The organism is Collinsella aerofaciens (assembly GCF_028207065.1).
Classification (GTDB): domain Bacteria; phylum Actinomycetota; class Coriobacteriia; order Coriobacteriales; family Coriobacteriaceae; genus Collinsella; species Collinsella aerofaciens_AR.
Window position 1 is genome coordinate 16677 of sequence record NZ_JAQLFP010000023.1, and the last position, 25089, is coordinate 41765.

A 25089-nucleotide genomic window follows, 5' to 3' on the forward strand; every position below is an offset into this window, starting at 1 on the left:
TCTAGGCCAAAGAACACGGGTAGAACGTTTGGTTAAAAAAGTCGATGACTTCGTTTTCGAACGCATTGATGCGCTCATGAGCGTATTTGGCATAGATGATATGCCTCCGGTCACACTCAAGACCGTTGAATACGGCAAACTGGCCCTTGGGATCGCTCACGGCATCCATGAGCGATGTGCCCATGAGCACCGATCCACGCACCCGAGACGACAACGCCTCGAGGCCACCGGGAATTGGATTGGCAACCGCCGTGCAGGCGAGGCCCCGCTCGTCCAGAGCAGAAACCGCCAGCGCGACTCCGCCGCCAAGGCCCTCGCCCCATGCAAAGATGCGGTCGGGGTCCACGCCATCAAGATTGCGCGCCACCTTCGCCATCGCGCAACCCCAACGGACGCGCTTGACAAAAGCAGGAGAGGCAATCCCCTGCTGCAGCTCGCTGGATCCAATCGCCTCATCGTCCAGCGCAAGCACGGCATATCCCATGGCGGCAAACCTCGTCATGTGATGCCATCCACGCACGGGTCGGTCGATGTCGTGAAACATCAGACAGAGCGGCACAAGCTCGGATGCCCGGGCGTGACCTAAGGGCTCAATCAAACGGCCGTGTACGACATACCCGCCGAGTTCAAAGGAAACCTCGGAGTAACGCGCGCACGGATTGACGAAATCAATCGCCGTAACAGTCAGGCCGCAAACCTCAAAGTCCGAGGCGGCTGTCTCTAATTTGGAAACATCCGCAGAAGCATCGCCGCGCCAACCCCGGAAATCAGAGAGCCTTGACGAAACCGTTCCAGGCATCCCCGCGAGCCTGGGGACAATCAGCTCGTCGACATTGCTCTCGCACTTAGACATGAGCCTCCCCTCCCTCGCAGAAAAACGGAATGATCATGTCGTCAAAGTCCTGAATCTCCTCGTGGCCAAAGCCCTCAAAGAACTCGTGTCGCTTCTCACAGGCCAGGTTGTTGTAGACCGCAAACTGCGTCGCCGGCGGGCAGACGATATCGGCTGTGCCCGCGCCAAACAGCACGGGGCATTTGACCATGGGGGCAAAGTTCTTGGAATCGAAGTACGCCAGTTTGGCATAGGCCTCTTCAATACGAGTCGAGTCCTCGTCAAACCAACGCGACCAATAACGCAGGCCCTCATAAGCGATATCGTCGGCATCCAGATCCCAAACAAGGCGGAAATCCGACAGGAAGGGATAGAGGATGGCGGCACGATTGATAAGCTCGCTATTAAGCGCGCAGGTCGCAATGCCCAAACCGCCGCCCTGTGATGCGCCGTTCACAAATACGCGGGAAAAATCGATGCCCTCGAGCTCGCGAACAATACGGCACAGAATGCGGATATCCTGGTGCAAGCGGACATAGTAGAGGTTGGCCGGGTCGCCATCGATACCGGCGACGATATGGCCCGCGACCGTTGTGCCTTCAAATCCACCAATATCCTCGGAGGGGCCACCCTGGCCGGGGCAGTCGAGGGCAATGAGCGCCATGCCCATGCCCGCAAACGACGCCTGCTCGAACCAGCTGCGGCTTGCACCCGGATAGCCGTGGAACTGTAACACCAGCGGCACGGGCTCGTCCGAAACCGGCTTGAGATACTTGGCATGCAGGCGGGCGCCGCACATGCCGGTATACCAGAGGTCAAAAAACTGGCAGGTCGCAGTATCGGCAATCGATGCCGCCTCGACCGCATAGTCGATCTTGACGGCGTCAGCCTCGGCCATGCGGTCGTTCCAAAAGAGATCGAAATCGGATGGACGGGGCATGGCGCCCCGATAACCACCAAATTGCTGTTGTAGCTCCTGAGCGCTTGGCATGGCCCGTGAACCCAACCTTTCGAAATCGCAACGGAGGTGCGCCCGGCAAGGGAACCGGGCGCACGGGAGGGAAAGCGAACCTACTCGCCGAGCTTGGGATGAAGCAGCGACGGCGCAGCGCCGAGCAGCATCTTGGTGTAGGGGTCCTGAGGGTGCTGGAAGACCTGCTTGGCCTCGCCCTGCTCGACGATCTTGCCGCCATTCATAACGATGATGTCGTCAGAGATATAGCGGACCGTCTGGATGTCATGGCTGATGAACACCATGGCCAGGCCGAGCTCCTTCTTAAGGTCGGTCAGCAGGTTCAGAATCTGCGCGCGGACCGAAACGTCCAGAGCCGAGGTGGGCTCGTCGGCGATGATGGCATCGGGGTTCAGCGACAGAGCACGGGCAATTGCGACGCGCTGGCGCTGGCCGCCCGAAAGCTGGCCGGGAAGAACCTCGGCGGCGGAGCTGGGCAGACCGGTGAGCTCCAAGAGCTCCTTGACGCGCTTCTCCTGCTCGGCCTCGGTACCCAGGTTGTGGACGCGCATGGGGTCGAGCAGCTGCTCGCGAACGACCATGCGGGGGTTGAGCGCCGTGGCCGGGTTCTGGAACACGACCGAGATGACACGGCCCATGTGGCGACGGTCCTCGGCGGTACGCTTGGTTACGTCCTTGCCCTTAAAGTAGACCTTGCCGCTCGTGGGGGCCTGCAGGCCGCACATGACGTTGGCGGTGGTGGACTTACCGCAACCGGACTCGCCGACGATGCCGATCGTCTGACCGGGCATGAGCTTAATCGTTACACCCTGGACGGCGTGAACCAGGTTAGGGTGCAGAATCGAGCCGGTACGGGTCCTAAAGGTGACGTGGACGTCATCAAGGAAGATGATCGGCTCGACGCCGTTGACTGCGGTCTCGCTCATCTACATCACCTCCGCGTGAGGGGTCAAACCATTTGCCTTGAGCACCTCGTCGGGGAGCTCGGAATAGAAGTGCTCGGTGCCGGGCACGCGCTTGAAGACCGGACGGGTGTCCAGGCCAATGCGCGGATGGCTCGAGCGGGGCGCGAAGCGATCGCCCTTGGGGAAATCGCGCGGGCTCGGAACGGCGCCGGGCACCTGGTGCAGACGACCCGAACCGCTCTCGATGGACAGAACGGAGCCCAGAAGACCGCGGGTGTACTCGTGGATCGGGTTAGTGAGCAGCTCCTTGGTGGGCGCCTGCTCGATAACCTGACCGGCGTACATAACCGTGATGTTATGGGCGACCTCGGCGACCAGCGCCAGGTCATGCGAGACGAAGATCATGGCAAAGCCGAGCTTGGCCTGAAGGTCGTTGAGCAGCTTGATGACCTGCTTCTGGACGGTAACGTCCAGAGCGGTCGTGGGCTCGTCGCAGATGACCAGCTTGGGGTCGCGGGTAAGGGCCATAGCGATCAGAACACGCTGACGCTGGCCACCGGAAAGCTCATGCGGGTAGCTCTCGAGCGTACGCTTGGGGTCGAGGCCCACGAGCTCCAGGAGTTCCTCGGCGCTGCGGGTGCCGCCGCGCTTGGTGAGCTGCTTCATCTGGGCAGAGATGAGCATGGAGGGGTTGAGCGAGGACAGGGCGTCCTGATAGACCATAGCGATATCGGTACCGCGCAGGCCGAACCACTCCTTCTTGCTCATCTTGAGCAGGTCGCGGCCCTCCCAGAGGACCTCGCCGGAAAGGTGCTCGTCATCGTCGGTCAGGCCCATGATGGCCAGCGTGGTGATGGACTTACCGCAACCGGACTCGCCCACCAGGCCCATGGTCTGACCAGGACGGACGTCAAAGTTGACATGGTCGACGACGTTGATATCACCGTGATGCTCAAACTGAATGCAGAAATCGCGGACCGAAAGGATCGGCTCAACAGACTCGTCGGGCACATGGCGATCGTCACGCTTGAGCTCGACATCGCGCAGGGCGCCAAGGCGAGCGGAGAGGGACTGGGCCTGCTCCTTGTAGGCGCGAACGGGGTCGGAGACCAGCAGGTCGGCCTCGCGACGCTTGGAGGAATCGGTCGGATCCAGGGCGGCGGAGGGAGCAGCGGCCATGGCGTCGGTAATGCCCTCGGAGAGGATGTTGAGCGCCAGGCAGGTGATCATGATGGCCAGGCCCGGGAACAGCGCCTGCCACCAACGGCCGGCGAGCACGCCGCCGCGGGCGTCGGCGAGGATGTTGCCCCAGGTAGCGGTGGGCTCCTGGATACCAGCGCCGATGAAGGTCAGCGAGGCCTCGAAGATGATGGCGTCGGCGACCAGGGTAACGGTGAAGACCATGATCGGGGCGATGCAGTTACGCAGAACATGCTTGATCAAAATCCACGGAGCCTTGGCGCCGGAAACGATGACCGCGCGGACATAGTCCTCGCCGTACTCGGACACGATGTTGGCGCGCACGATACGGGCAATCTGCGGAGTGTACATAAAGCCGATGGCGAAGATGATCGACGGCACGGAGTTGCCCAGGATGGAGACGAAGACGGCCGCGAGGGCGATGCCCGGGATGGACATGATGATGTCCAGGATACGCATGATCGTCTCGGAAACGGCCTTGCGCGAAACCGCCGCAAGGGCGCCCACGACCGAGCCGCAGACCAGAGCCATGGCAGTGGCGCCAAAGCCGATAATCAGCGAGTAACGACCACCGTAGAGCATGCGCGACAGAATGTCGCGACCCTTATCGTCGGTACCGAAGATAAATCCGTTGCCGGGAGCCTGGCGAGCCGTAAAAATCTCGACCGGGCTATAGGGGGCAAGAAGGGGCGCCAGAATCGCAGTCAGGGCGACCAGCACCAACACGACGGCGGCAATCTTAGAAGACAGCGTCATCTTCTTCCAGCCACCGAGCTTGAGCCCCTTGGAGGCAGCCTTCTCGAGCTGCTCGGTTTGCTTCTCTCGAATCTTTACCATAATCTACACCGTCCTGATGCGCGGGTTGATGAGCAGGTAGAGCATGTCAACCACGATGTTGATGATGATGAAGGCAAGAGCAACGACGATAACGACGCCCTGAACCAGGTTCGCCTCGTTGCCCTGAACGCCCTGCAGAATCGCGGTGCCCATGCCGGGGAGGTTGAAGATAACCTCGATGACGACGGCGCCGCCCATGAGGTAACCGATCTTAAGACCGAGGGTGGTGACCGGGGTGATCAGCGCATTGCGAAGAACGTTGATGCCGACGACGACCTTCTCGGGAACGCCGGCGCCGCGAGCCATACGGACATAATCCTTATCGAGCTCCTCGACCATGGCGGTACGCACGATACGAGTCATCTGGCCCGTCAGCGGAAATGCCAAGGCGATAGCGGGCATGATCATACGTCCCAGATAGCCAGCCGGATTCGTGGTGAAGTGAGGCAGAGCACCCGATGCCGGAAGCACCTTAAGGTAGGAAGAGAACAGCAGGATCAACAGAACGGCAAGCCAGAACGACGGGGTTGCCAAGCCGGCGATGGAAAAGACGCGGATCACTTGGTCCGGCCATTTGTCGCGATACAGTGCCGCGATGACGCCGAGTAAAAACGAAACGACCGCACCGATGGCAAGGCCGATGAAGGTCAGCTGCATCGTGACGGGCAGGGCCGTGGAGATGCGCTTGGCAACGGAGTTGCGAGCAGCACCATAGGTGCCCATGTCGCCATGGATCAAATCGCCCATATAGCGCACGTAGCGCACAGGCCAGGGGTCGTCCAGACCATACTTCTCATGGTACTCGGCAACCGCCTCGGGCGAGGCACCGTCACCCAACGCCGTGTAGGCGGGGTCGGTCTTGGAGAACGACATAAGGAAGAACACCAGGACGGTGACGCCCAATGCCATGATCGGCAGCGCCACAAGACGCCTTCCAATCAAACGTAGCAAGTTGTTCACGTTCTCTCCCCTTTCTTTTGTCGGTAGGACCAACTGGTATATGAGTACGGATACTCATTACAAGACCCGAGCGACATCGAGGTCGCCCGGGTCTTTGTTTCAACTATGAGGATACGGTCCCAACGACCGACATCCTGCATACAGACTCAAGCGAGTCTTACGCCTTGACGGTCGCAACGCCCCTGAAGGACATGCTCGTCGTGCCGATGCCCTTGAAGCCATCGAGGGCCTCGCCGTTGGGCGCAGTGGACGGATCGTCCCAGGAAGCGGAGACGGTCTTGACGTGGACAACGGGGTACAGAACGGCGTTGTCGGCAATGATGTCGAAGCACTCGTTCCACTTCTTCTGCTGCTCATCGCCCTCAGCGGCAAGAGCCTCGTCCATGAGACCGTGGAGCTTCTGCCACTCAGCGGACTCCTTCCACGGGCAACGGGTCTGCATCCAGACGTTGTCGCCGTACCACCAGTTGAGCAGCAGGTCGGGGTCGGCGCCGAAGCAGGAAGGATCGCCAGGGGCAAGGAGGATATCGTAGGCCTCGCCGCCGTCGATGGCAGCGTAGGTGGCCGGCGAGGTATCGGTCTGGATGGTCACATCGAAGCCGAGAGCGTCGAGGTCATTCTTGACCTGGGCGGCCATGCCCTTAATCTGCTCGTTGTCGGTGGTGCGCAGGGTAATGGCACCCGGGGTGATGCCAGACTCCTCGATGAGCTTCTTAGCCTTCTTGGCGTCGGTCTTGTACACCGTGGAAGCCTCATGATAGTTGGTGAAGCTCTTGGGCAGGTAGCAGCTGGCAGCGGTGGCAAGGCCGGCGAAGGTGTTGCTGACCATCTTCTCGGTGTCGAGCGCATACATGACAGCCTGACGGACCTTGACGTTGTTCCAAGGCTCCTTGGCGACGTTGAACATGATGAAGCGGGTGCCGAAACCCTGAACGTTATCGATCTTGCAGCCGGCGCTCTCGAGCTGGTCGACGGCGTCAGCGGTAACGAGCTCCATAACGAGCGTGGAGCCCTCCTGCTGAGCGGTAACGCGAGCGGTGGGGTCGGTCAGGATGCTGTACTGGATCTTCTTATCCTCGGCAGCATACTCACCGTTGTACTCGGGGTTGGGAACCAGGGTGATCTCGGTATCGGAGATAGAGTCGTACATCCAGGGGCCGGAGCCGATCGGCTGCTTGGCGCGATCCTCCTCGGTCTGGGTGGCCGGGGTAACGCGGACGATGGCCAGACGATCCTTGAGCAGGGAGAAGTTGGGGACCTTGGTCTTGACCGTCACGGTGCTGGCGTCCTTGGCCTCGATGGACTCGAAGGGCTGGAAGAACGGAGCATAGGTAGCGGAAGCGGCGCAAGCGGTGTAGGAGGCAACGACATCGTCAGCGGTGACCTCGGTGCCATCGGAGAACTTGGCGCCCTTGCGGATGGTGACCTCGAAAGTGGTGTCGTCCACAGACTTGGGATCGTCGGTGGCGAGCTCTTTGAAGGTGCTGTAGTCGTGGTAATCGATGCCGTAGAGGCCCTCGACGACGTGCCAGTTAGCACCCAGGCCCACAGCGGAGCCGGTGCTGGCGGGATCGAAGCTGGACGGAGCGTAAGCGGAACCAGCGGTGATCACGCCGCCGCCACGGTTGGCGGAATCGGTGGAACCGGAAGCGGAACCCTCGTCGCTAGAGCTGCCACCGCAGCCGGTGAGACCAAGCCCTGCGACAGCAGCGACGCTGCCGGTGAGGCCGAGGAACGAACGCCTGGACATACCCTTGTTGATGATGGCCATGTCTTCTCCTATCAATAGAGAATCTTACCCGGGAGCGCCTAGACGTGCCCCCGCGCAACTTGCGGACGATATATACCTTACCTACCGACGAACCCAACTGAGGTGCCGCGCTCGGCGACCGATACATACATACGCTTGAACGGTATTTGCTACCGTTCACCGAATTCATTGACAAACGATTCGCCAGACAGTATGTATCGACGAGGTGAGATATCAGTCTTCGTCAACCCGCAGGATAGCAGGGTTGTTCACCATGGCTAGTCAAACGTTTTAGCGTCAATTAAACCCGAAATCGGCTGGTAATCGCCGTGAAATAAATGATTGAAAATCACGCAATCATGTATATCAGTTGTTTAGAGGCGTGTTTAGTTTTCGGATTGCTTTGCCGCCGCCTCGGCGCGCTCGGCATTCCATGCAACGAGCGCCTCGTGAACCGCTTTGGCGACATCGGCAGGAATGCCTCGAACTTCCGCGATCTCTTGCTCGCTCGCCGCGCGCAAACGCTTCATCGAGCCAAAATGGCGCATAAGGGCACGTTTTCTGGTGGGTCCCACGCCTGGAACGTCATCGAGTACCGAAACCGTCATGGCTTTATCGCGCAATTCGCGATGGAACGTGATGGCAAAACGGTGCGATTCATCGCGCACCTGTTTAATTAGATAGAGCGACGCGGACCCGGTCGGCAGCACGACGGGAGTCTCGTCCCAAGGCACGAAAACCTCCTCATCGGCCTTTGCCAAGCCACAAACTGGTATATCGAGCCCAAGAGCCTCAAGTTGCTTGATCGCAGCGGTCAATTGCGGCTTACCGCCATCGACAACGAGCAAATCGGGGCGCGAGCCAAAGCGCTCGTCGGCCATGCGCTCGGGAGCATAACGTCGTCCCAAAACCTCGGACATCGACACGAAGTCGTTTGCCTCGTCCAATTCGGCCTGAATTTTAAAACGACGATACTGACTCTTGTCGGCGCGCCCGTTGGTAAACACCACCATCGAGGCGACCGTAAAGGTGCCATGCAGTGTAGAGATATCGAAGCACTCGATACGCAACGGCGGCGATGGCAGCGCCAACGCACTTTCGAGCTCCAGGAGCGCTTGATTGGTGCGGTCGTCAGCGTACCCCGTTCGCATCATGTAGCGCATGAGGGCATGGCGCGCATTTTTGGATGCCATATCGAGCAGACGGTGCTTTTCGCCACGCTGCGGCCTATGGAGATGGCAGGAACGCTCACGCTTGCCCGCAAGCCACTCCCCCAGCGCTTCCGCATCCTCAAGCTCGACGGAAAGGTTGACCTCAGCTGGAATATCAGCCGTCTCGTCGTAATAGCGCTTAAGAAAGCCCGACTGGAGCTCTTCCTCGTCAACATCAAGACCCTTGTCGAGAATGAACTCGCAGGTGCGAACTGTTCGGCCCTCGCGAACGACGAAGACGCAAGCGGCGGAGATGGTCTCCTCGCGATAGAAACCGATGACATCTATATCGACACTGGAGGGAAAAACGACTTGCTGACGATCGTCCAGACCCCTGATGACCTCCAAACGACGTTTGACGCGTGCCGCGCGCTCAAAGTCGAGCGCCTCAGCGGCATCCGTCATCTCGGAGGTCAGCTCATCGACGACATCCTTGCGATGGCCCGACAAAAAGCGCTCGACACGCTTGACGTTCTTGGCATAGTCTGCCGGGGAAATCACGCCGACACACGCACCCGGGCCGCGCCCGACATGGTAGTCAAAGCAGGGGCGCCCGTTTTGCGCGCAAATCATATTGACGATGTCTTCCTCGCCCTTGTGGGACTCGACGATACGGCGACAACGACGCCACTCCGCACAGGATGCGGAGCAGATGGGGATAACCTTGCGCAGCGTATCTATCGTCTCACGTGCCGCGCGGCTATCGGTATAAGGTCCAAAATAGCGCGTTCCCGGCTTATGACGCTCACGCGTGTATTTGATAGCGGGATACAGGTCGCCCTTTGTAATGGCGATAAAGGGGTAGCTCTTGTCATCCTTGAGGTCGACGTTAAAGTACGGATGGTACTGACCAATCAAATTGCGCTCGAGCACCAACGCCTCGTGCTCGGTCTCCACCACGATATAGTCAAAGCTCGCCACCAGCTGCATCATCAGCGGGATCTTCTGGCGCTCGTCCTGCAGCGTCACGTACTGACGCATACGGGCGCGCAGGTTTTTCGCCTTGCCCACGTAGATGACATCGCCCTTGGCGTCTTTCCAAAGGTAGCAGCCGGGCTGCGTGGGAACGCGCGAAACCTGCTCGGCAAGCGTTGGAATGTTGTCGTGACCGGCCACGCGCACCTACTTGCGACGAATCAGCGCCGAGACCTCGGGCATCTTAAGGACGACGGCAAGGCCAAAGGTAACAGCAAGCGAGACGACACCCGCAACGCAAACGTAGCCAAGAGTAATCAGAATCGAGCCGCCAAGTGCCCCGACAAAGTGCTCAAGCGCCCACATGACGCCGGCGCCTGCGGCAGCACCCAGGCCACCGAGCAAAAGGCCAAAGAAACCGCCATGCAGGATAGATTTAACCTGAAGACCACGCAGACGACGACGCAGCCACCACAGCGAGCAACCGACCAAGATCACGTAGTCGACGACATACGAAAGCGCGATTGCCGGCATACCGAAGCCCAGTACAACGCCAAACAGCAGAACCGAGCCGGCCTGGCCGATGGCGGAATACAGGCAATAGCGGCTATAGGGCTTCATGTCGAGCAAGGCAGAGAAGCTCTTCTGCATCAGCACGACCACGCCGTAGAGCGGCAGCGAGAACGCCAGGTAGACAAGGAACTCGGACACCAGCGCCACGCCGGACTCATCGAACTTGCCAGCGCAGTAGATCATGTTGAGCGGACGCGCGAAGACAATCAGGTACAGCGCGAACGGAACCAGGAAGAACAGCATCTGGGCGACGCCACGCGAAATGCCCGTGCGAACGCTGTCGTAATCCTTCTCCTGTGCGTCGTGAGAGAGCTCGGTATAGAGCGCCGTCGAAAGCGAGGCGGCAATCAGCGCGTAGGGCAGCGTGTACCACAGGCGCGCATAGGCGATGACGGAAGGACCAGTCTCGGGCTGGACCACCAGCGCAGCAGCGTTGGTGATAGAAGTCGAGACAAACATGCACACCGTGGCGAGCAGCGTCGGGATACCGAGCGCAATCGTCTGGCGCAGTGCGGGGTCCTTAAAGTCGATATGGATATGGGGATGCACGCCGTGCTTGCCAAGCGCGGGGATCTGACAAGCCATCTGAACAAAGACACCGAGGGTCGTACCGGCCGCAATCAAGATGATGCCGGCACGTTCGCCAAACTGTGCGGACACGGGCGCAAAGCCCATAAAGCTCGCAATGACGATCACATTGTTGAGGACCGGGGCAAACGTCGACCAGAAGTAGTCGCGGTGTGCGTTGAGAACGCCCGAGAACACCGAGCCCAAACCATAAAACAGAATCTGGATGGCGAAGAAACGGAACATGAACGCAGCGGTATCCATGCTGCCGCCGTCACCCGAAAGGAACGATTGCGTCCAAATAAAGCCCGGAGCGAACACGGTCCCCAGCAACGAAATGCCACCCAGCACCAATAGCAGAATACCGAGCAGGTTGCCCACGTACTCGTTCGAGGCCTCGCGACCCTGCTCACGCCTCACGCCCATGTACACGGGCAAAAACGCCGTCACGAGCATGCCGCCCATCACGAGTTCGTAGAGCATATTGGGCAGGTTGTTGGCGACCTGATAGGAGGACGAGAGCAGCGACATGCCGATAGCGGCCGCCATTGCCCATGTGCGGATAAAGCCGGTGACGCGAGACACGATGGTCAGGATGGTCATAAGCCCGGCGGAACGACCAACCGTGGAGTAGTCCGACGAGCCCATGTCGTCAGTGTCGTCTCGCGACGAAGAAGCTTCGGATGAGGGTGTCTGAGGCGCAGATTCTTTTGCAAAATGAGCTCCGCACTTCAATTCTTCCTGCGGCATCGCTCAGTCCTCTCTCGTAATCGGGGCGACCGTCGCCCCGCAAAATGCAATTAAATCATCGGGTGCAAGCTCAAGCTGATAACCACGCTTGCCTCCCGAAATAAAAATGGTATCCCAAAGGACACATGTCTCATCAATGAGCGTCCGGTAGCGTTTTTTCATACCGACCGGACTGCAGCCGCCGCGAACGTAGCCAGTCGCCGCAAGCAAATCCTTCACATGCATCATGGCCAAGGACTTCTCCCCCGCGGCACGCGCGGCGGACTTTAGATCGAGCTCGTCGGCAACAGGGATGCAGCACACGACGTGGTCGTTGGACGGCGTCACGCAGACCAAGGTCTTAAATCCTTGTCCGGGCTCCTCGCCAAGCTGCTCCGAAATCGCGACCCCCAGGCCCGCCGACTCATCACCATCGTCTTCGTACGTATGTAGAACATAGGAAATGCCGGCGCTTTCCAGCTCGCGCATCGCATTGGTTTTTGGCGTCTTTACAGCCTTTGCCATGGCATATCCTTTCCCTCGCATTCGGACGCAAGGATTAAGTATATGTCCAATTCGGCTGCATACGTCACTTCGACACAGCAAGCGCCATCGAATCACAAGGAGTCGATGGCGCCCATAAACTGAATCGCCTATTTATTGAGCATCAAGTTGAGCCTGACGCTCCCGGTCACGCCTGAGCAACGGCGCCAAAAACTTGCCCGTATAACTCTGCGGACAGTCCGCAACCTGCTCCGGTGTGCCCGAAACCACGACGGTTCCGCCGCCGTTACCGCCCTCGGGGCCCATATCGATCAGGCGGTCGGCAACCTTGATGACATCAAGGTTGTGTTCAATCACCAGCACCGTGTTGCCCGCATCGACCAAGCGCTGCAGCACATCGAGCAGCTGGCGGACGTCCTCAAAATGAAGGCCGGTCGTCGGCTCATCCAAAATATAGAACGTCTTGCCCGTCTGGCGTCGATGAAGCTCCTTGGCGAGCTTCACACGCTGCGCCTCGCCGCCCGAGAGCGTCGTAGCGGGCTGGCCCAGGCTCACGTAGCCCAAGCCTACATCGTACAGCGTCTGGAGCTTGCGCTTAATCTGCGGGATATTCCCAAAGAAGGCCAGTGCCTCGGTGACGCTCATGTCGAGCACGTCCGAGATGGTCTTACCACGGTAGGTGACCTCAAGCGTCTCGCGGTTATAGCGTTTGCCGCCGCAGACCTCACAGGGGACATAGATATCGGGAAGGAAGTGCATCTCGATCTTAATTTGTCCGTCGCCCTTGCATGCTTCGCAGCGACCGCCGCTCACGTTAAAGGAGAAACGTCCCGGCGAGTAGCCGCGCGCCTTCGACTCCGGCGTACTCGCAAACAGCGCGCGAAGATCATCCCACAGGCCAATGTACGTAGCAGGGTTGGAACGCGGCGTGCGGCCAATCGGCGACTGGTCGATATCGATAACCTTATCGATACACTCGATGCCCTCGATTTTCTTATACGGACCCACAGGGCGCGTCGAACGGTGAATGGCATTCGTAAGGGCAGGTGCGATAGTGTCGGTAACCAGGGAGCTCTTACCCGATCCCGACACGCCGGTAACGACCGTAAGCGTACCAAACTCGATCTTGGCGGTAACGTTTTTGAGGTTGTTGGCGCGGGCGCCCGTGATCTTAAGGCAGCCGCGACCGGGCTTGCGGCGCTCATCGGGAACCCGGATCATTCGTTTGCCGGTCAGATAAGCGCCCGTCATCGACTCGGGACACGCCATGATATCGGCAGGCGTTCCCGCCGCGACTACGTGTCCGCCGTTCACGCCCGCGCCGGGGCCCATGTCGATCACATAGTCGGCAGCACGAATCGTATCCTCATCATGCTCGACGACGATGACGGTATTGCCGATATCGCGTAGGCGCTCAAGCGTCTTGATCAGGCGCTCGTTATCGCGCTGATGGAGGCCAATCGATGGCTCGTCCAAAATGTACAGGACACCCATGAGGCCGGCGCCGATCTGCGTTGCCAGGCGAATACGCTGGGCCTCGCCTCCGGAAAGCGTCGCCGAGGCACGATCGAGGGTCAGATAGTCGAGTCCGACATCGACCAGAAAACGCAGGCGCTCCAGGATTTCCTTGACGATGCGTCCGCCGATAAACTGTTGGCGCTCGGTGAGTTCCAGGCCCTCAAAAAACTCGAGCGACTCACGGCACGACAGACAACAAACCTCGTAAATGGACTTGCCGCCCACGGTGACGGCGAGCATCTCGGGGCGCAAACGAGCGCCGTGGCAGCTCGAGCACGGCTCCTCGCGGATGTACTTCTCCAAGCGCGCCTTGGTGTTCTCATTCGTCGTCTCGGTATAGCGCTCGTACAGGATATTGCGCACACCCGAGAACTTGGTGTCCCACTGGCTGCGGCGCCCATCGAGCTTTTGATAGTCGACCGAAATCTTCTGGTCGCCCATGCCGTCTAAAAACGCACGACACACCCGCGGAGGCAGATCCTCCCACGGCGTATCGACGCTCACCTTAAAGTGTTTGCAGACCGCAGCGAAAATCTGCGGATAGTAGTTAGAGTTGCCAAACAGGCTGCCAAAGACCCCGTCGGCGATCGACTTCGAGGGGTCTTCGATTAGGGCCTCGGCATCGACCGTCTTCTTAAAGCCCAGGCCATCGCACTCGGGGCACGCGCCATAGGGCGCGTTGAACGAGAAATCACGCGGCTGCAGGTCATCGATGGAGTGTCCATGCTCCGGGCACGCTAACGCCAGCGAATACTCCAGCAACTCGCCTTCGGTCCCCTCGGGAGCGTCGCGGTCGGGCAGCAAGTATACGTTCACATTGCCGTGCGCCAGCGCAGTCGCCTGTTCAACGGACTCGGCAATACGGCCCAGCGAGTTCTCGCGAATCACGATGCGGTCGACCACGACCTCGATATCGTGCTTGAATTTCTTATCCAAATCGATAGGGTCATCAAGCGAGCGAACCTCGCCGTCGACACGCACGCGGCTAAAGCCCTCGGCGCGAAGGTCCTCAAACAGCTTGGTGTACTCGCCTTTTCGCCCGCGCACCACCGGTGCCAGCACAAACGCGCGGCGGCCCTCCCCCGCCGCCAGGACCTTATCGGCGACCTGGTCGGTCGTCTGGCGCTCAATGACGCGGCCGCATTCGGGACAGTGCGGGGTGCCCACACGGGCGAACAGCAGACGCAGATAGTCATAAATCTCGGTTACGGTGCCAACCGTCGAGCGAGGGTTTTTAGATGTCGTCTTTTGGTCGATCGACACCGCCGGCGAAAGGCCGTCGATTGAATCCAAGTCGGGTTTGTCCATCTGGCCCAAGAACTGGCGCGCATAACTCGAAAGGCTCTCGACGTATCGACGCTGGCCCTCGGCATAGATAGTGTCGAATGCCAGCGAACTCTTGCCCGAGCCAGAAAGACCGGTAATGACCACGAGTTGGTCACGCGGAATGGAAACATCGATATCACGGAGGTTGTGCTCACGAGCGCCGCGAATAACGATAGAGGAATCAGACATGGAAGCTCCTTGCCTCCTATTGCATCGAATCATACTGCCGATGAGTTTAGCGCACTCGACGCGCACAGATGTTCGTAATACAAGATTCGCAGACCTTTAGCTTTGCGTATCGGGCGCTTTGTTTCTCGAAATGCCGTGGAAAGGTTACAGTAATCTAATACTGAACTTAATTTGCTGTACCAGAGGAACGTCCATGACCGAAGATATCCCCCTTGAAATCACTTCGAGCGACATGGCCAATCTGCCCATATTCATCGCCGTCCTTATCGTGGCCGCCGTCGTCGTGCGCGTGTATTTTTCAATCAAACGCAACGAAAAGCCACCCATTGCCCGCGTCTTTTGGTGCGCGACGCTCCTCATCCCGCTCGGCGTGGTAGCTGCATGGATTACGAATCAATCGCTCGTAAATGAGGGCAGCTCCCTATGGGTCCTTTCTTATTCGGCGCTCGGTGCTGCCGCCGTCATGCTTCTTGTCGAGCCCTTGGTTTCGGGACTTATCGACCAAACCGACCTTGCGACGGGAACGGTTGCCTGTATTTGCCGCGACATCCTTGTCATCGCCGCTGTTTCAGCGCTCTCGTTCGTTTCAATCGAAATTGCCTGCAACGAAACGTTCTATCGCATTCCCGCCAACTCATTCGGGTTTTCCGTCGGGTTGCTCGCGACGGTTCTGCTCTCCCTTTATTTGCTGGGACAGCGTCATGGAGGCGTCATGGTCCTCGTGCCCGTCGTCTGTTGCGTCCTTGGCATTGCCGAGCACTTCGTCATAACGTTTAAAGGCGAAGCCATCCTGCCAAGCGATATCTTGGCCCTTGGCACCGCAATGGAAGTGAGCGAGGGATACGAGTTTACCTTTACCGCCGGAATCGTAACCTCTCTCGCCCTGCTGGAGATTTCCCTGGGGCTTCTTTCGCTCATCCGACCGCGAAAGCTCCGTACGCCCACCCATGTCTTCCCCGCTATCGCCGCTAACCTCTGTGCTTTTCTGCTAGTGACCGTTGTGGGGCTCTCAGGCTTTTCCAACATCGACTTGGAGCAGGCGCTGGATTTTGGATTTGACCGTTGGCAGCCCATCACCACGTATGCGTCTCAGGGTTTTATCACTTCGTTCACCGAAATGGTCAACGAGTTGCCCATTGAGAAGCCCGAAGACTATACGCCCGATAAGGCGCAGAGCATCGAGCAGGAGCTCGCCGCCGTCTACGACAGCACATATGGCTCGAGCGAACAGCGCGCGGCGGCCGTTGCCCAGTTCAATGAAATCAAGCCGACGATTGTTGCCATCATGAACGAGAGTTTTAGCGACCTTTCGTGCTTTGAGCAGCTCCAGGCGGCCGGGTACTCCGGCCCCGCATTCTACAACTCGCTTCCCGACACACTTGTTCGCGGCACCATGCTCGCTTCGGTCGCCGGTGGCGGAACGGCGAACTCCGAATTCGAATTTTTGACCGGAGCGACAACGGTCTTTGTCGGATTAGGCAAGATCCCCTATCAGCTGTATCAGATGAATGGCGTAAACAGCCTGGCAAAGGACCTTAAAGAGCTTGGGTATACCACTACCGCTATGCACCCGCAAAACCCCGTCAACTACCATCGAGATAAAATCTATCAGCAGCTGGGCTTTGGAGACTTTCTTTCAATCGGCGATTTCGAAGGTGCGCCCTATTACCATGCCGGCGTATGCGACTACGCCACCTACGACAAGATACTCGACCTGCTTAGAACCGACGAAGCGCCGCAGTTCATCTTTGACGTCACGATGCAAAATCACGGCGGCTACGACTATGGCACCGTTCCCGCCGAAGAGCTGACAAACTATTGGGTCGAGGGAGCCAGCGAAGGCGCCAACAGCGCGCTCAACACCTATCTCACCTGCATCAACGCATCCGACCGGGACCTCGAGTACTTTATCAACGAGCTCCGCAACATCGGCAGACCGGTTGTTCTTGTCTTTTTTGGCGACCATCAGCCGAGCGCCGCAACGACTCTCAACGACGAGCTGTACCCTCAGGAAGATACGGCAAGCCACGCTTTCCGTATCTATCAGTCGACATATCTCGTCTGGGCTAACTATGAGATCGCCGGCAATACCGAGCTCAACGTCTACGACACCGTCGGGGCAAACGAGATTGCAGCCATTACCCTTAATAAGATCGGCGCCCCGCTCACCAATTACCAAAAGGCCCTGCTTGCGACAAGGTCAGATGTGCCCACCATCAATGTCGCCGGCTATCTCGGTGCCGACGGGCTGCGCTACGACTTGGAATCGGAAGACAGCCCCTACGCCTCGACGATCGACAAGCTGCAGCGCATGCAATACCTCGAGTTCGCCAGCAAAGTTCAGTAAGCCCGCCCATTCGCTTGGGCCCATCGTATTGCAAGCACGCTCGGCCCAAACGCATCGCAAATGACTCCCGCTCGCAAACGAGGGTACAATGACGCTCGTGTCACATCGCGGGGCCCCGGCCCCAGCATATACAAAGGAGTCATACATGGGTTGCGAACACGCACAGGCCGCCGGCGGACAAACGTCGCCGTCGCAATTTGAGGAGAACACGCTGTCCGAGGTCAAGCGCGTCATCGCCGTGCTTTCCGGCAAGGGCGGTGTCGGCAAGTCATTTGTCACCGGTGCCATCGCCACCGAGCTTGCCCGTCACGGCCACAAGGTCGGCGTCCTCGATGCCGACATCACCGGTCCCTCTATCCCCAAGATGTTCGGTATGAGTGGACGCCACGTCCATGCCCTTGGCAACCTTATGCTGCCCGAAATCTCCGAGCACGGCGTCAAGGTCATGAGCTCCAACCTGCTGCTCCAAAACGAGACCGACCCCGTCCTTTGGCGCGGTCCGGTCATCGCAGGCGCCATTAGGCAGTTCTGGAGCGAGACCTCGTGGGGCCCCATCGACTACCTGCTGGTCGACATGCCTCCGGGAACAGGCGACGTCGCGCTCACCGTCTTCCAGTCGCTGCCGGTCGACGGCATCGTCATCGTCACGAGCCCGCAGGATCTGGTCTCGATGATCGTCGCCAAGGCGGTCAACATGGCCGAGAAGATGAACGTCCCCATTCTGGGCATTGTCGAGAACATGAGCTATATTGAGTGCCCCGACTGCGGCAAGAAGATCGAGGTCTTTGGCAAGAGCAAGCTCCCCGAGGTCGCAGAGCGCTATAACCTCGACATCTTGGGCCAGCTTCCCATTAATCCGGCACTCGCCGAGGCCTGCGATAAGGGCGAGGTCGAGACCGCGCTGCCCGATGGCATGTTGCCCAAGGCAGTCTCTGCCGTCGAGGCTATTACCCCGCACGAGACCGACGAGGCCTAAGTGAACGCGAGCGCCCTCTATGACGTCTTGGTAATCGGCGGCGGGGCTTCAGGCCTCGCCGCCGCCATTACGGCCGCACGCGCCGGCAAAAGCGTCTGCATCGTTGAGCGCGATGTCGCCTGCGGCCTCAAGCTCCTTGCGACCGGTAACGGCCGTTGCAACCTCTCCAACGAATCGATTGATCCTCAGCGGTATAACCACCCCGCATTCGTCGAATCCGTCATGGTCCCCCAGCCCGAACAAGAGCTTATGGGTTTCTTCTCCTCGCTGGGCATCATGACAACCTCCGAGGAAGGCCGGCTGTACCCGCGCTCCCTTCGCGCCGAATCGGTGCGCGACGCACTTCTCAACGCTTGCGACCGCCTAGGTATCACCTTAATCTGCGGGGCCAACGTTGCCTCGGCGCGCAAAGCTTCCGAAGGCTGGGCACTCCAAATAGACCGTCCAGCGCGGGCGCTCAAGGCAAAAAAGCACGACGACCGAAAATCGGAGCTCCGCTCGCTTCGGAAGGCGCTCGCCGATGTCCCTCGCAAGAACGAGGCCCTGCAGGCACATGCCGTAATTATCGCCACGGGCGGCAACCCCACCGGTATCGCCGATATGTTTCGCTTCCCCCTCACTTCGCTACGCCCCGTCCTCTGCCCCGTATCGGCAACGGTCGTTGGCGATCGGGCAGCGCTCAAGACGTTGGATGGCCTGCGCGTCCGCGCCCGCTTGACGCTCGCCCGCAATCATAATGAGCTCTGGCACGAAGACGGTGAAGTGCTGTTTCGAACCTTCGGTATCTCGGGCGTCGCTGTCTTCAACCTCTCTCGTCGTATCCAGCACGGCGATACGATCCTGCTCGACGTTTTCCCCGACCTCTCCAAAGACGAGTTGCTCGATATGCTCAACCGGCGTGTTGAGCTGCTCGGCGGCTTTTCGCCCCGTGATCCCCGTTGGCTCGACGGCATGCTCGCCCCGCAACTCTCCCGCGTCGTCTGCACAGCGTTCGAGCAGTGCCATCCAGGCTCCAACGATGTCATCCACCTGGTCTCGATCCTCAAACACTTTAAGTTGCTCGTCGAGGGAACAGCCGAGGAGCGCTCAGCACAGGTCACGCGTGGTGGCATATCTGTCGAGAGCATCTCAACACCCAGCCTGCGCGCGCGCAGCGTTGTCGACGCCCCGCTTTACGTCTGCGGTGAAGCGCTCGACATCGACGCCGATTGCGGAGGCTTTAACCTTGCGTGGGCCTGGATCTCGGGCATTCGCGCTGCAAGCAGCCTGTAGCCGCGCAGTCTATAATCAAAAACGCATTCGGGCCGTCTGGGATACCGGACGGCCTCTTTCTTGCCTCTAAGGAGACCTCGATGATTGAAATCACCCAAGTCAACGCGTCGCTCGATGAAGCCGGCGATGAAAATGCCTGTCTCATTGTTGGCAAGCGAGTCGCCAAGCGCGTCCTACGTTGCAAGGACTCCGAGATCAAGTCCATCGAGCTCCACCGCAAGTCAATCGACGCTCGCAAAAAACGAGACGTCCATTTTATCCTGAGCTTTCGTGTTGAGCTGACTAGTCCCCACCTCGAGCGAGAAGCGGTCGACAGCGTTGCCGAGCGTGACCGCTCGCGCGTACGCGCGATAGAAGACGATGAGCCTTCATTCCCCTCCCCCGCCTCCGACGCACCTCAAGAACGCCCTGTCGTTGTCGGCGCCGGATGCGCCGGCCTTTTCGCTGCGCTTACGCTCGCCGAAGCAGGTCTTAAGCCCTTGCTCATCGAGCGCGGCGACCCGGCATTTCGCCGCTCGCAGGCGATCGACCTCTTTCTAAAGGAGCGCATCCTCGACCCCGAGAGCAATATCCAGTTTGGCCTGGGCGGCGCGGGGACTTTCTCGGACGGCAAGCTCAATACGGGAACCAAAAATCCCGCCCATCGCCTTATCCTCGAAACCTTCGTCGAGGCGGGTGCGCCCCGCGATATTCTGTGGGATGCCAAGCCGCACATTGGCTCCGACATCCTTCCCACGGTTGTCACCGCTATATCCCAGCGCATCGAGCAGCTCGGAGGTGTCGTCCGTTATCGAACGAAGCTCGTCGACATTCGCATCGACGCGTCTGGCGCCATCACCGGTATTGATGTCCAATCGTCCCAAGACGCCGCTTACGAGCCAATTGAGACAAAGCACCTCATCCTCGCCTGCGGGCATTCTGCTCGCGATATTTTTAAGCTCCTTAAGGACCACAACGTGGCCCTCGCACAAAAGACCTTTGCCATGGGCGTTCGCATCGAGCATCCGCAGCGCGACATCGACCGAGCCCAATATGGAGCCTCGGCGGGACATCCAGCGCTCGGGGCGGCCCCCTACAAACTTGTTGCCCATCTTCCCAACGGCCGCAGCGTGTTCTCGTTTTGCATGTGCCCCGGCGGGCAGGTTGTCGCCGCCTCTTCCGAGCAGGGCCACCTGTGCGTCAACGGCGCCAGTCTCAATGCCCGCGACGGACGCAACGCAAATGCCGCCCTGCTCGTTAACGTCACACCCGAGGACCTTCCCAACGATGACCCGCTCGCCGGCATCGAGCTCCAGCGTGCCTGCGAGGCGGCCGCCTATCGCCTGGGCGGTTCCAACTGGAACGCACCGGCACAGCTCGTCGGAGATTTCCTCGCAGGACGTGCCAGCAAGGCGCCCGGAAAGGTAAAGCCCACCTATCCGCTCGGTGTGACCTGGACGGCAATTGACGAAGCCCTGCCGCAGCATATCGTCGAGTCGCTCCGCCTGGGACTTCCCCTACTCGGGAAAAAGCTACGCGGCTACGACCGCCCCGACGCCGTTCTTACCGGCGTGGAGACCCGCTCGAGCTCACCGGTCACCGTCGCCCGAGGCCGAACATGCCATGCCGTGTCGACCCCGGGCCTCTACCCTTGTGGTGAGGGAGCTGGATATGCCGGCGGCATCATGAGCGCGGCCACCGACGGCATCCGTTGTGCCGAAGCCCTGATCGCAGACCTCTAACGCACGAATTCCAGCGCGCAAAAGACATAGGCTCCGAGCTCCACAGGGAACTCGGGGCCTGTTCGCTATTTCTTAAACCGTGCACCCTGGCGCTTTCTGCCCGATGCGAACGTGGAACCCTTGCGGGCCTGCGAACGTAAGCGCTCGATCGTCTCGTCCTCAGACGCACCCTCAAGCATCGCCCGAATCTGAACGACGGCATCGCGCAGGCGCGCCGCCTCCTCAAAGTCCATGGCGGCAGAAGCGTTGCGCATATCCTCTTCCATGGTTTCGACAATCCGCACAAGCTCGTCATGCGGCAGTTCTTCCAACTGCTCCGCAAGTGTCTGCTCGGGCGCCACCGTTTCCGGTATGCCGCCCTCGCCCGACTCATCGGGCGTATAGAATGCGCCATGGCCAAGAGAGTCGCCCTTCGAGCGTCCCTTGGAACCCACGGTTTTTTCGGCCTCGGCAATAAAACTTGAGATGTCGTTGATGGCCTTGCGCACCGTCTTGGGCACGATGCCATGCTCTTCGTTATATGCCATCTGAATCTCGCGACGGCGCTGTGTCTCCTCGATGGCCTCTTTCATCGAATCGGTCACAACGTCCGCATACATGATGACTTCGCCATCGGCGTTACGGGCCGCGCGGCCAATCGTCTGAATCAGCGAACGGCGGTTGCGCAAGAAGCCTTCCTTATCGGCATCGAGAATTGCCACCAGTGAGACCTCGGGAAGATCCAAGCCCTCGCGAAGCAGGTTGATGCCAACGAGAACATCGATCTTGCCCTCGCGCAGCGTTCGCAGGATCTCGACACGGTCCATTGTCGCCGTATCAGAATGCATGTAATTGACCTTAATGCCGGCATCAAGCAGATGGTCGGTCAGGTCCTCGGCCATGCGCTTGGTGAGCGTGGTCACCAGTACGCGCTCCTTGCGCACCACGCGCTCGCGAATCTCGTCCTCAAGATCGTCAATCTGTCCACGAACCGGACGCACATCAATCTTGGGGTCGAGCAGACCGGTCGGACGAATAATCTGCTCAACGTCGTTTTGGCTCACCCGCAGCTCATAGTCGCCCGGCGTGGCCGAAACATAGATGAACTGGGGAATCCTCGCCTCAAACTCATCGAAACGAAGTGGGCGGTTATCGAGCGCCGAGGGCAGGCGAAAACCGTGTTCCACCAGCGTCACCTTACGCGAGCGGTCGCCTTCGTGCATGCCGCGAATCTGCGGCACCGTCACATGGCTCTCATCGATGATGCAGAGCATGTCCTTGGGAAAGTAATCGATCAGGGTAAACGGCGGCTCACCCGGCTTGCGACCGTCCAGATGACGCGAGTAGTTCTCGATGCCGTTGCAAAAGCCCATCGTCTCGAGCATCTCAAGATCATAATCGGTGCGCTGCTGCAGACGCTGCGCCTCGAGCAACTTGTCGGTCGCCTTGAGCTCCGCCACGCGCTTCTCGCACTCTTCGCTGATCGATTTCAGAGCTGCCTTGACCTTCGGCTTCTCGGTCACGTAGTGCGATGCCGGCCATACGGGGATGGCCTCGTACTCACGAACCATCTCTCCGGTGACCTCATCGATCTCGGCAATCAGCTCGACCTCGTCGCCAAAGAACTCAAACCGCAACGGATGCTCGGCATAAGGCGGATACACGTCGACAACATCGCCGCGCACGCGGAACGTGCCGCGCGCCAGGTCATAGTCATTGCGATCATATTGAATGTCGATAAGTGCATGGATAAAGTCATCGCGCTCGAGCGGCACCTTCTTGTCGACGTTTGGAGCCAGACCCGCATAGTCCTCAGGAGAGCCAATGCCATAGATACACGAGACCGATGCGACAACGATCACATCGCGTCGAGAGAGCAGTGACGCGGTCGCCTGATGGCGCAGCATCTCGACCTCTTCGTTAATCGAGGAGTCTTTCTCGATATATGTATCGCTTTGCGGCACATACGCCTCGGGCTGATAGTAGTCGTAGTACGAGACAAAGTAGACCACAGCGTTGTTGGGAAAGAACTCTTTGAGCTCGCTCGCAAGCTGAGCGGCGAGCGTTTTATTGGGAGCCATGACCAGCGTCGGCTTCCCCAGGGCCTCAATAGTCTTAGCCATCGTGAAGGTCTTGCCCGAACCAGTCACGCCCAGCAAAACCTGATAGCGATCTCCGTCCCTCACACCCTGCACAAGCGACTCAATGGCCTTAGGCTGGGAACCAGCGGGCTCGTATGGAGACACGACCTCAAACGGCACCTCAGAGCCCTCAACGCCAAAACGTTTGAGCTCTCCTCCAACACGCTCAACTTCAAATTCCGCCATGGATACTCCTAACTCATATATCTGCAGTATACGCAGGCGGCAGGCATAGTCCTATACGAACCGATCGGGATAGAGGGTCTTGTAGCGAACCCAGGCATTATTGACACGAATCAGATACGCCTGCGTCTCGGGAAAGGTGATTGCATTATGAAGCGACGTGCTCTGCTGCGCCCATCCGTCGACATTGCCCATGCCGGCGTTATAGACGGCAATGGCGCTGTCAGTCGACCCGTTAAAATACGTTAGAAGATACGAAAGATACGCACAGCCAAACTCGATGTTCGTAGCGGGATCGTTAAGGTTGTCGGCGGAATACTCGCTACCATCGACAAGACCCTTGGCAATCATATCCTGGGCAGTCTCGGGCATCAGCTGCATCAATCCCTGAGCACCCTGATTCGACTCAGCCTTGGGATCCCAATTCGATTCCGACTTAATGACAGCGCACACCAGATACGGATCCAGATTATGCGAAATACTCGATTGCTTTACATACGCCTCGTAGTCAATTGGATACAAAGGCTTAAAGAAGGCGGCAGGAGCATACGAGTAGACGAGCGAAATAAGGCCGAAGGCAAAAACGGCAGCCAGCGGTATAAGGCGATACCACGCAAAGAAACGTGTCTTAGGCATCGGCATCCTCCTGATTCGCAGTGTCTATAAACCCATGGCATGCAAGCCATGAGTCAAGCTGCTCAAAGAGCGAATTATCACCTGCGGTATTATCAATCACCGTTGTAGCGAGATTGCACAGCTCAGACTCATCGGGCTGGCAAGCAGAACGGGCATCGAAATCAGATGGCTCCATGCCACGCTGAATAGCACGCTTGCGACGAACTGACAAAGGGGCGCTGATGACCAGAATTTCATCAGCCAAGCCAAATGCATCCTCAAAACCAGTCGGGGCAGAAACCTCGACCACCGCAAAGGGGTAACGGGGAGACGAAACCGTACAACAAACCGGATCGAGAATCCTAAGCGAAAGCTGTTCAATGAGAACGGGATGCACAAGGCCATTGAGCCGTGCGACCGAATCAGGAGAAGCGAAAGCTCGAGAAGCGAGGATGCTGCGGCGAATGCCGCCTTCCACATCCAAAATGTCCCAACCGAATTCATCCGCGAGAGCATTGACGATATCAGAGCCCGGTACATACAGCGATTTTGCAAGCTCATCCAGATCGATAAGCATAGCGCCACGAGATTCGAAATAGCGGCAGGCAGTAGACTTACCCGAAGCAATATTGCCCAAGACAAATACGGTAAACATCAAGCCCTCCCTAACGCCAATGGGAGTTATTATCGCGCAAATACAAAAGAAGGACTCAAAATACAGCCAAACAGTAAGACAAGCTAAAAGAAGGCGAGTTCTTGTATTACAGCTCTCTATAAAACGCAAAAAAAGGGGAGGCCGCGAGGCCTCCCCCTTCTTCAAGTCTTGCGACGGCTCGGTGCCGTCCACCGGTCAGCGGCGCCCTGGC

At 58.8% G+C, this 25089-nt stretch carries 17 protein-coding genes; 4 read left to right on the forward strand and 13 right to left on the reverse strand.

All coding sequences use genetic code 11. From position 1 onward, the window contains the following. Nucleotide 1: 1 nt before the first annotated feature. The 10 genes from PMX72_RS07465 to uvrA all read right to left on the reverse strand — a co-directional run bounded on the left by PMX72_RS07465 (nucleotide 2) and on the right by uvrA (nucleotide 14989). Nucleotides 2-853 (reverse strand): acetylxylan esterase, encoded by an 852-nt coding sequence (locus PMX72_RS07465; RefSeq protein ID WP_117776107.1) that lies wholly within the window; start codon nucleotides 851-853, stop codon nucleotides 2-4. Further along, nucleotides 846-1823 carry an acetylxylan esterase gene (locus tag PMX72_RS07470; RefSeq protein WP_118227157.1) on the reverse strand — a complete coding sequence of 326 codons (978 nt, stop codon included), beginning with the start codon at nucleotides 1821-1823 and terminating at the stop codon, nucleotides 846-848. The genes PMX72_RS07465 and PMX72_RS07470 overlap by 8 nt, the downstream gene beginning before the upstream one ends. Nucleotides 1824-1903: 80 nt before the next feature. Then, nucleotides 1904-2731: an ABC transporter ATP-binding protein gene (locus PMX72_RS07475; protein WP_006236159.1), complete on the reverse strand. Its 828-nt coding sequence runs from the start codon at nucleotides 2729-2731 to the stop codon at nucleotides 1904-1906. Next, nucleotides 2732-4747 carry a dipeptide/oligopeptide/nickel ABC transporter permease/ATP-binding protein gene (locus tag PMX72_RS07480; protein WP_035138893.1) on the reverse strand — a complete coding sequence of 672 codons (2016 nt, stop codon included), beginning with the start codon at nucleotides 4745-4747 and terminating at the stop codon, nucleotides 2732-2734. A gap of 3 nt (nucleotides 4748-4750) precedes the next feature. Next, on the reverse strand, nucleotides 4751-5707 hold the full coding sequence (locus PMX72_RS07485) for an ABC transporter permease (RefSeq protein ID WP_055251823.1): 957 nt from the start codon (nucleotides 5705-5707) through the stop codon (nucleotides 4751-4753). A gap of 157 nt (nucleotides 5708-5864) precedes the next feature. Further along, on the reverse strand, nucleotides 5865-7478 hold the full coding sequence (locus tag PMX72_RS07490; RefSeq protein ID WP_117655648.1) for an ABC transporter substrate-binding protein: 1614 nt from the start codon (nucleotides 7476-7478) through the stop codon (nucleotides 5865-5867). Nucleotides 7479-7843: 365 nt separating this feature from the next. After that, nucleotides 7844-9784, reverse strand: a complete 1941-nt coding sequence (uvrC, locus tag PMX72_RS07495) for an excinuclease ABC subunit UvrC (protein ID WP_311774759.1) — start codon at nucleotides 9782-9784, stop codon at nucleotides 7844-7846. Between the two features lie 6 nt (nucleotides 9785-9790). Continuing rightward, nucleotides 9791-11371, reverse strand: a complete 1581-nt coding sequence (gene murJ, locus PMX72_RS07500; protein WP_117655647.1) for a murein biosynthesis integral membrane protein MurJ — start codon at nucleotides 11369-11371, stop codon at nucleotides 9791-9793. Nucleotides 11372-11476: 105 nt separating this feature from the next. Then, the gene (gene ybaK, locus PMX72_RS07505) at nucleotides 11477-11977 is read right to left on the reverse strand and encodes a Cys-tRNA(Pro) deacylase (RefSeq protein WP_089573609.1); all 501 of its coding nucleotides are present in this window, start codon (nucleotides 11975-11977) and stop codon (nucleotides 11477-11479) included. A gap of 132 nt (nucleotides 11978-12109) precedes the next feature. Further along, nucleotides 12110-14989: an excinuclease ABC subunit UvrA gene (uvrA, locus tag PMX72_RS07510; protein WP_117635941.1), complete on the reverse strand. Its 2880-nt coding sequence runs from the start codon at nucleotides 14987-14989 to the stop codon at nucleotides 12110-12112. A gap of 193 nt (nucleotides 14990-15182) precedes the next feature. Here uvrA and PMX72_RS07515 point away from each other — a divergent pair, with 193 nt between their 5' ends. The 4 genes from PMX72_RS07515 to PMX72_RS07530 all read left to right on the forward strand — a co-directional run bounded on the left by PMX72_RS07515 (nucleotide 15183) and on the right by PMX72_RS07530 (nucleotide 21305). Further along, entirely contained in the window at nucleotides 15183-17336 is a 2154-nt protein-coding gene (locus PMX72_RS07515) for an LTA synthase family protein (RefSeq protein WP_271729583.1), read from the forward strand. A 145-nt stretch (nucleotides 17337-17481) separates the two neighbouring features. Then, nucleotides 17482-18312 (forward strand): Mrp/NBP35 family ATP-binding protein, encoded by an 831-nt coding sequence (locus tag PMX72_RS07520; protein WP_022094864.1) that lies wholly within the window; start codon nucleotides 17482-17484, stop codon nucleotides 18310-18312. Continuing rightward, complete coding sequence (locus tag PMX72_RS07525; RefSeq protein ID WP_118227166.1) at nucleotides 18313-19584, forward strand: NAD(P)/FAD-dependent oxidoreductase; 1272 nt, start codon at nucleotides 18313-18315, stop codon at nucleotides 19582-19584. 80 nt (nucleotides 19585-19664) lie between these two features. Next, a complete protein-coding gene (locus PMX72_RS07530; protein ID WP_271729584.1) occupies nucleotides 19665-21305 on the forward strand; it encodes an NAD(P)/FAD-dependent oxidoreductase in 1641 nt (546 codons plus the stop codon). Between the two features lie 65 nt (nucleotides 21306-21370). Here the strand turns inward: PMX72_RS07530 and uvrB are convergent, their stop codons facing one another. From uvrB to coaE, 3 genes are read right to left on the reverse strand one after another with little or no spacing between them, the layout of a single operon-like run. Beyond that, the gene (gene uvrB / locus PMX72_RS07535) at nucleotides 21371-23611 is read right to left on the reverse strand and encodes an excinuclease ABC subunit UvrB (protein ID WP_271729585.1); all 2241 of its coding nucleotides are present in this window, start codon (nucleotides 23609-23611) and stop codon (nucleotides 21371-21373) included. A 51-nt stretch (nucleotides 23612-23662) separates the two neighbouring features. Further along, complete coding sequence (locus PMX72_RS07540) at nucleotides 23663-24244, reverse strand: lytic transglycosylase domain-containing protein (RefSeq protein WP_271729586.1); 582 nt, start codon at nucleotides 24242-24244, stop codon at nucleotides 23663-23665. Then, nucleotides 24237-24878: a dephospho-CoA kinase gene (gene coaE, locus PMX72_RS07545; protein WP_271729587.1), complete on the reverse strand. Its 642-nt coding sequence runs from the start codon at nucleotides 24876-24878 to the stop codon at nucleotides 24237-24239. The genes PMX72_RS07540 and coaE overlap by 8 nt, the downstream gene beginning before the upstream one ends. Nucleotides 24879-25089: the final 211 nt, after the last annotated feature.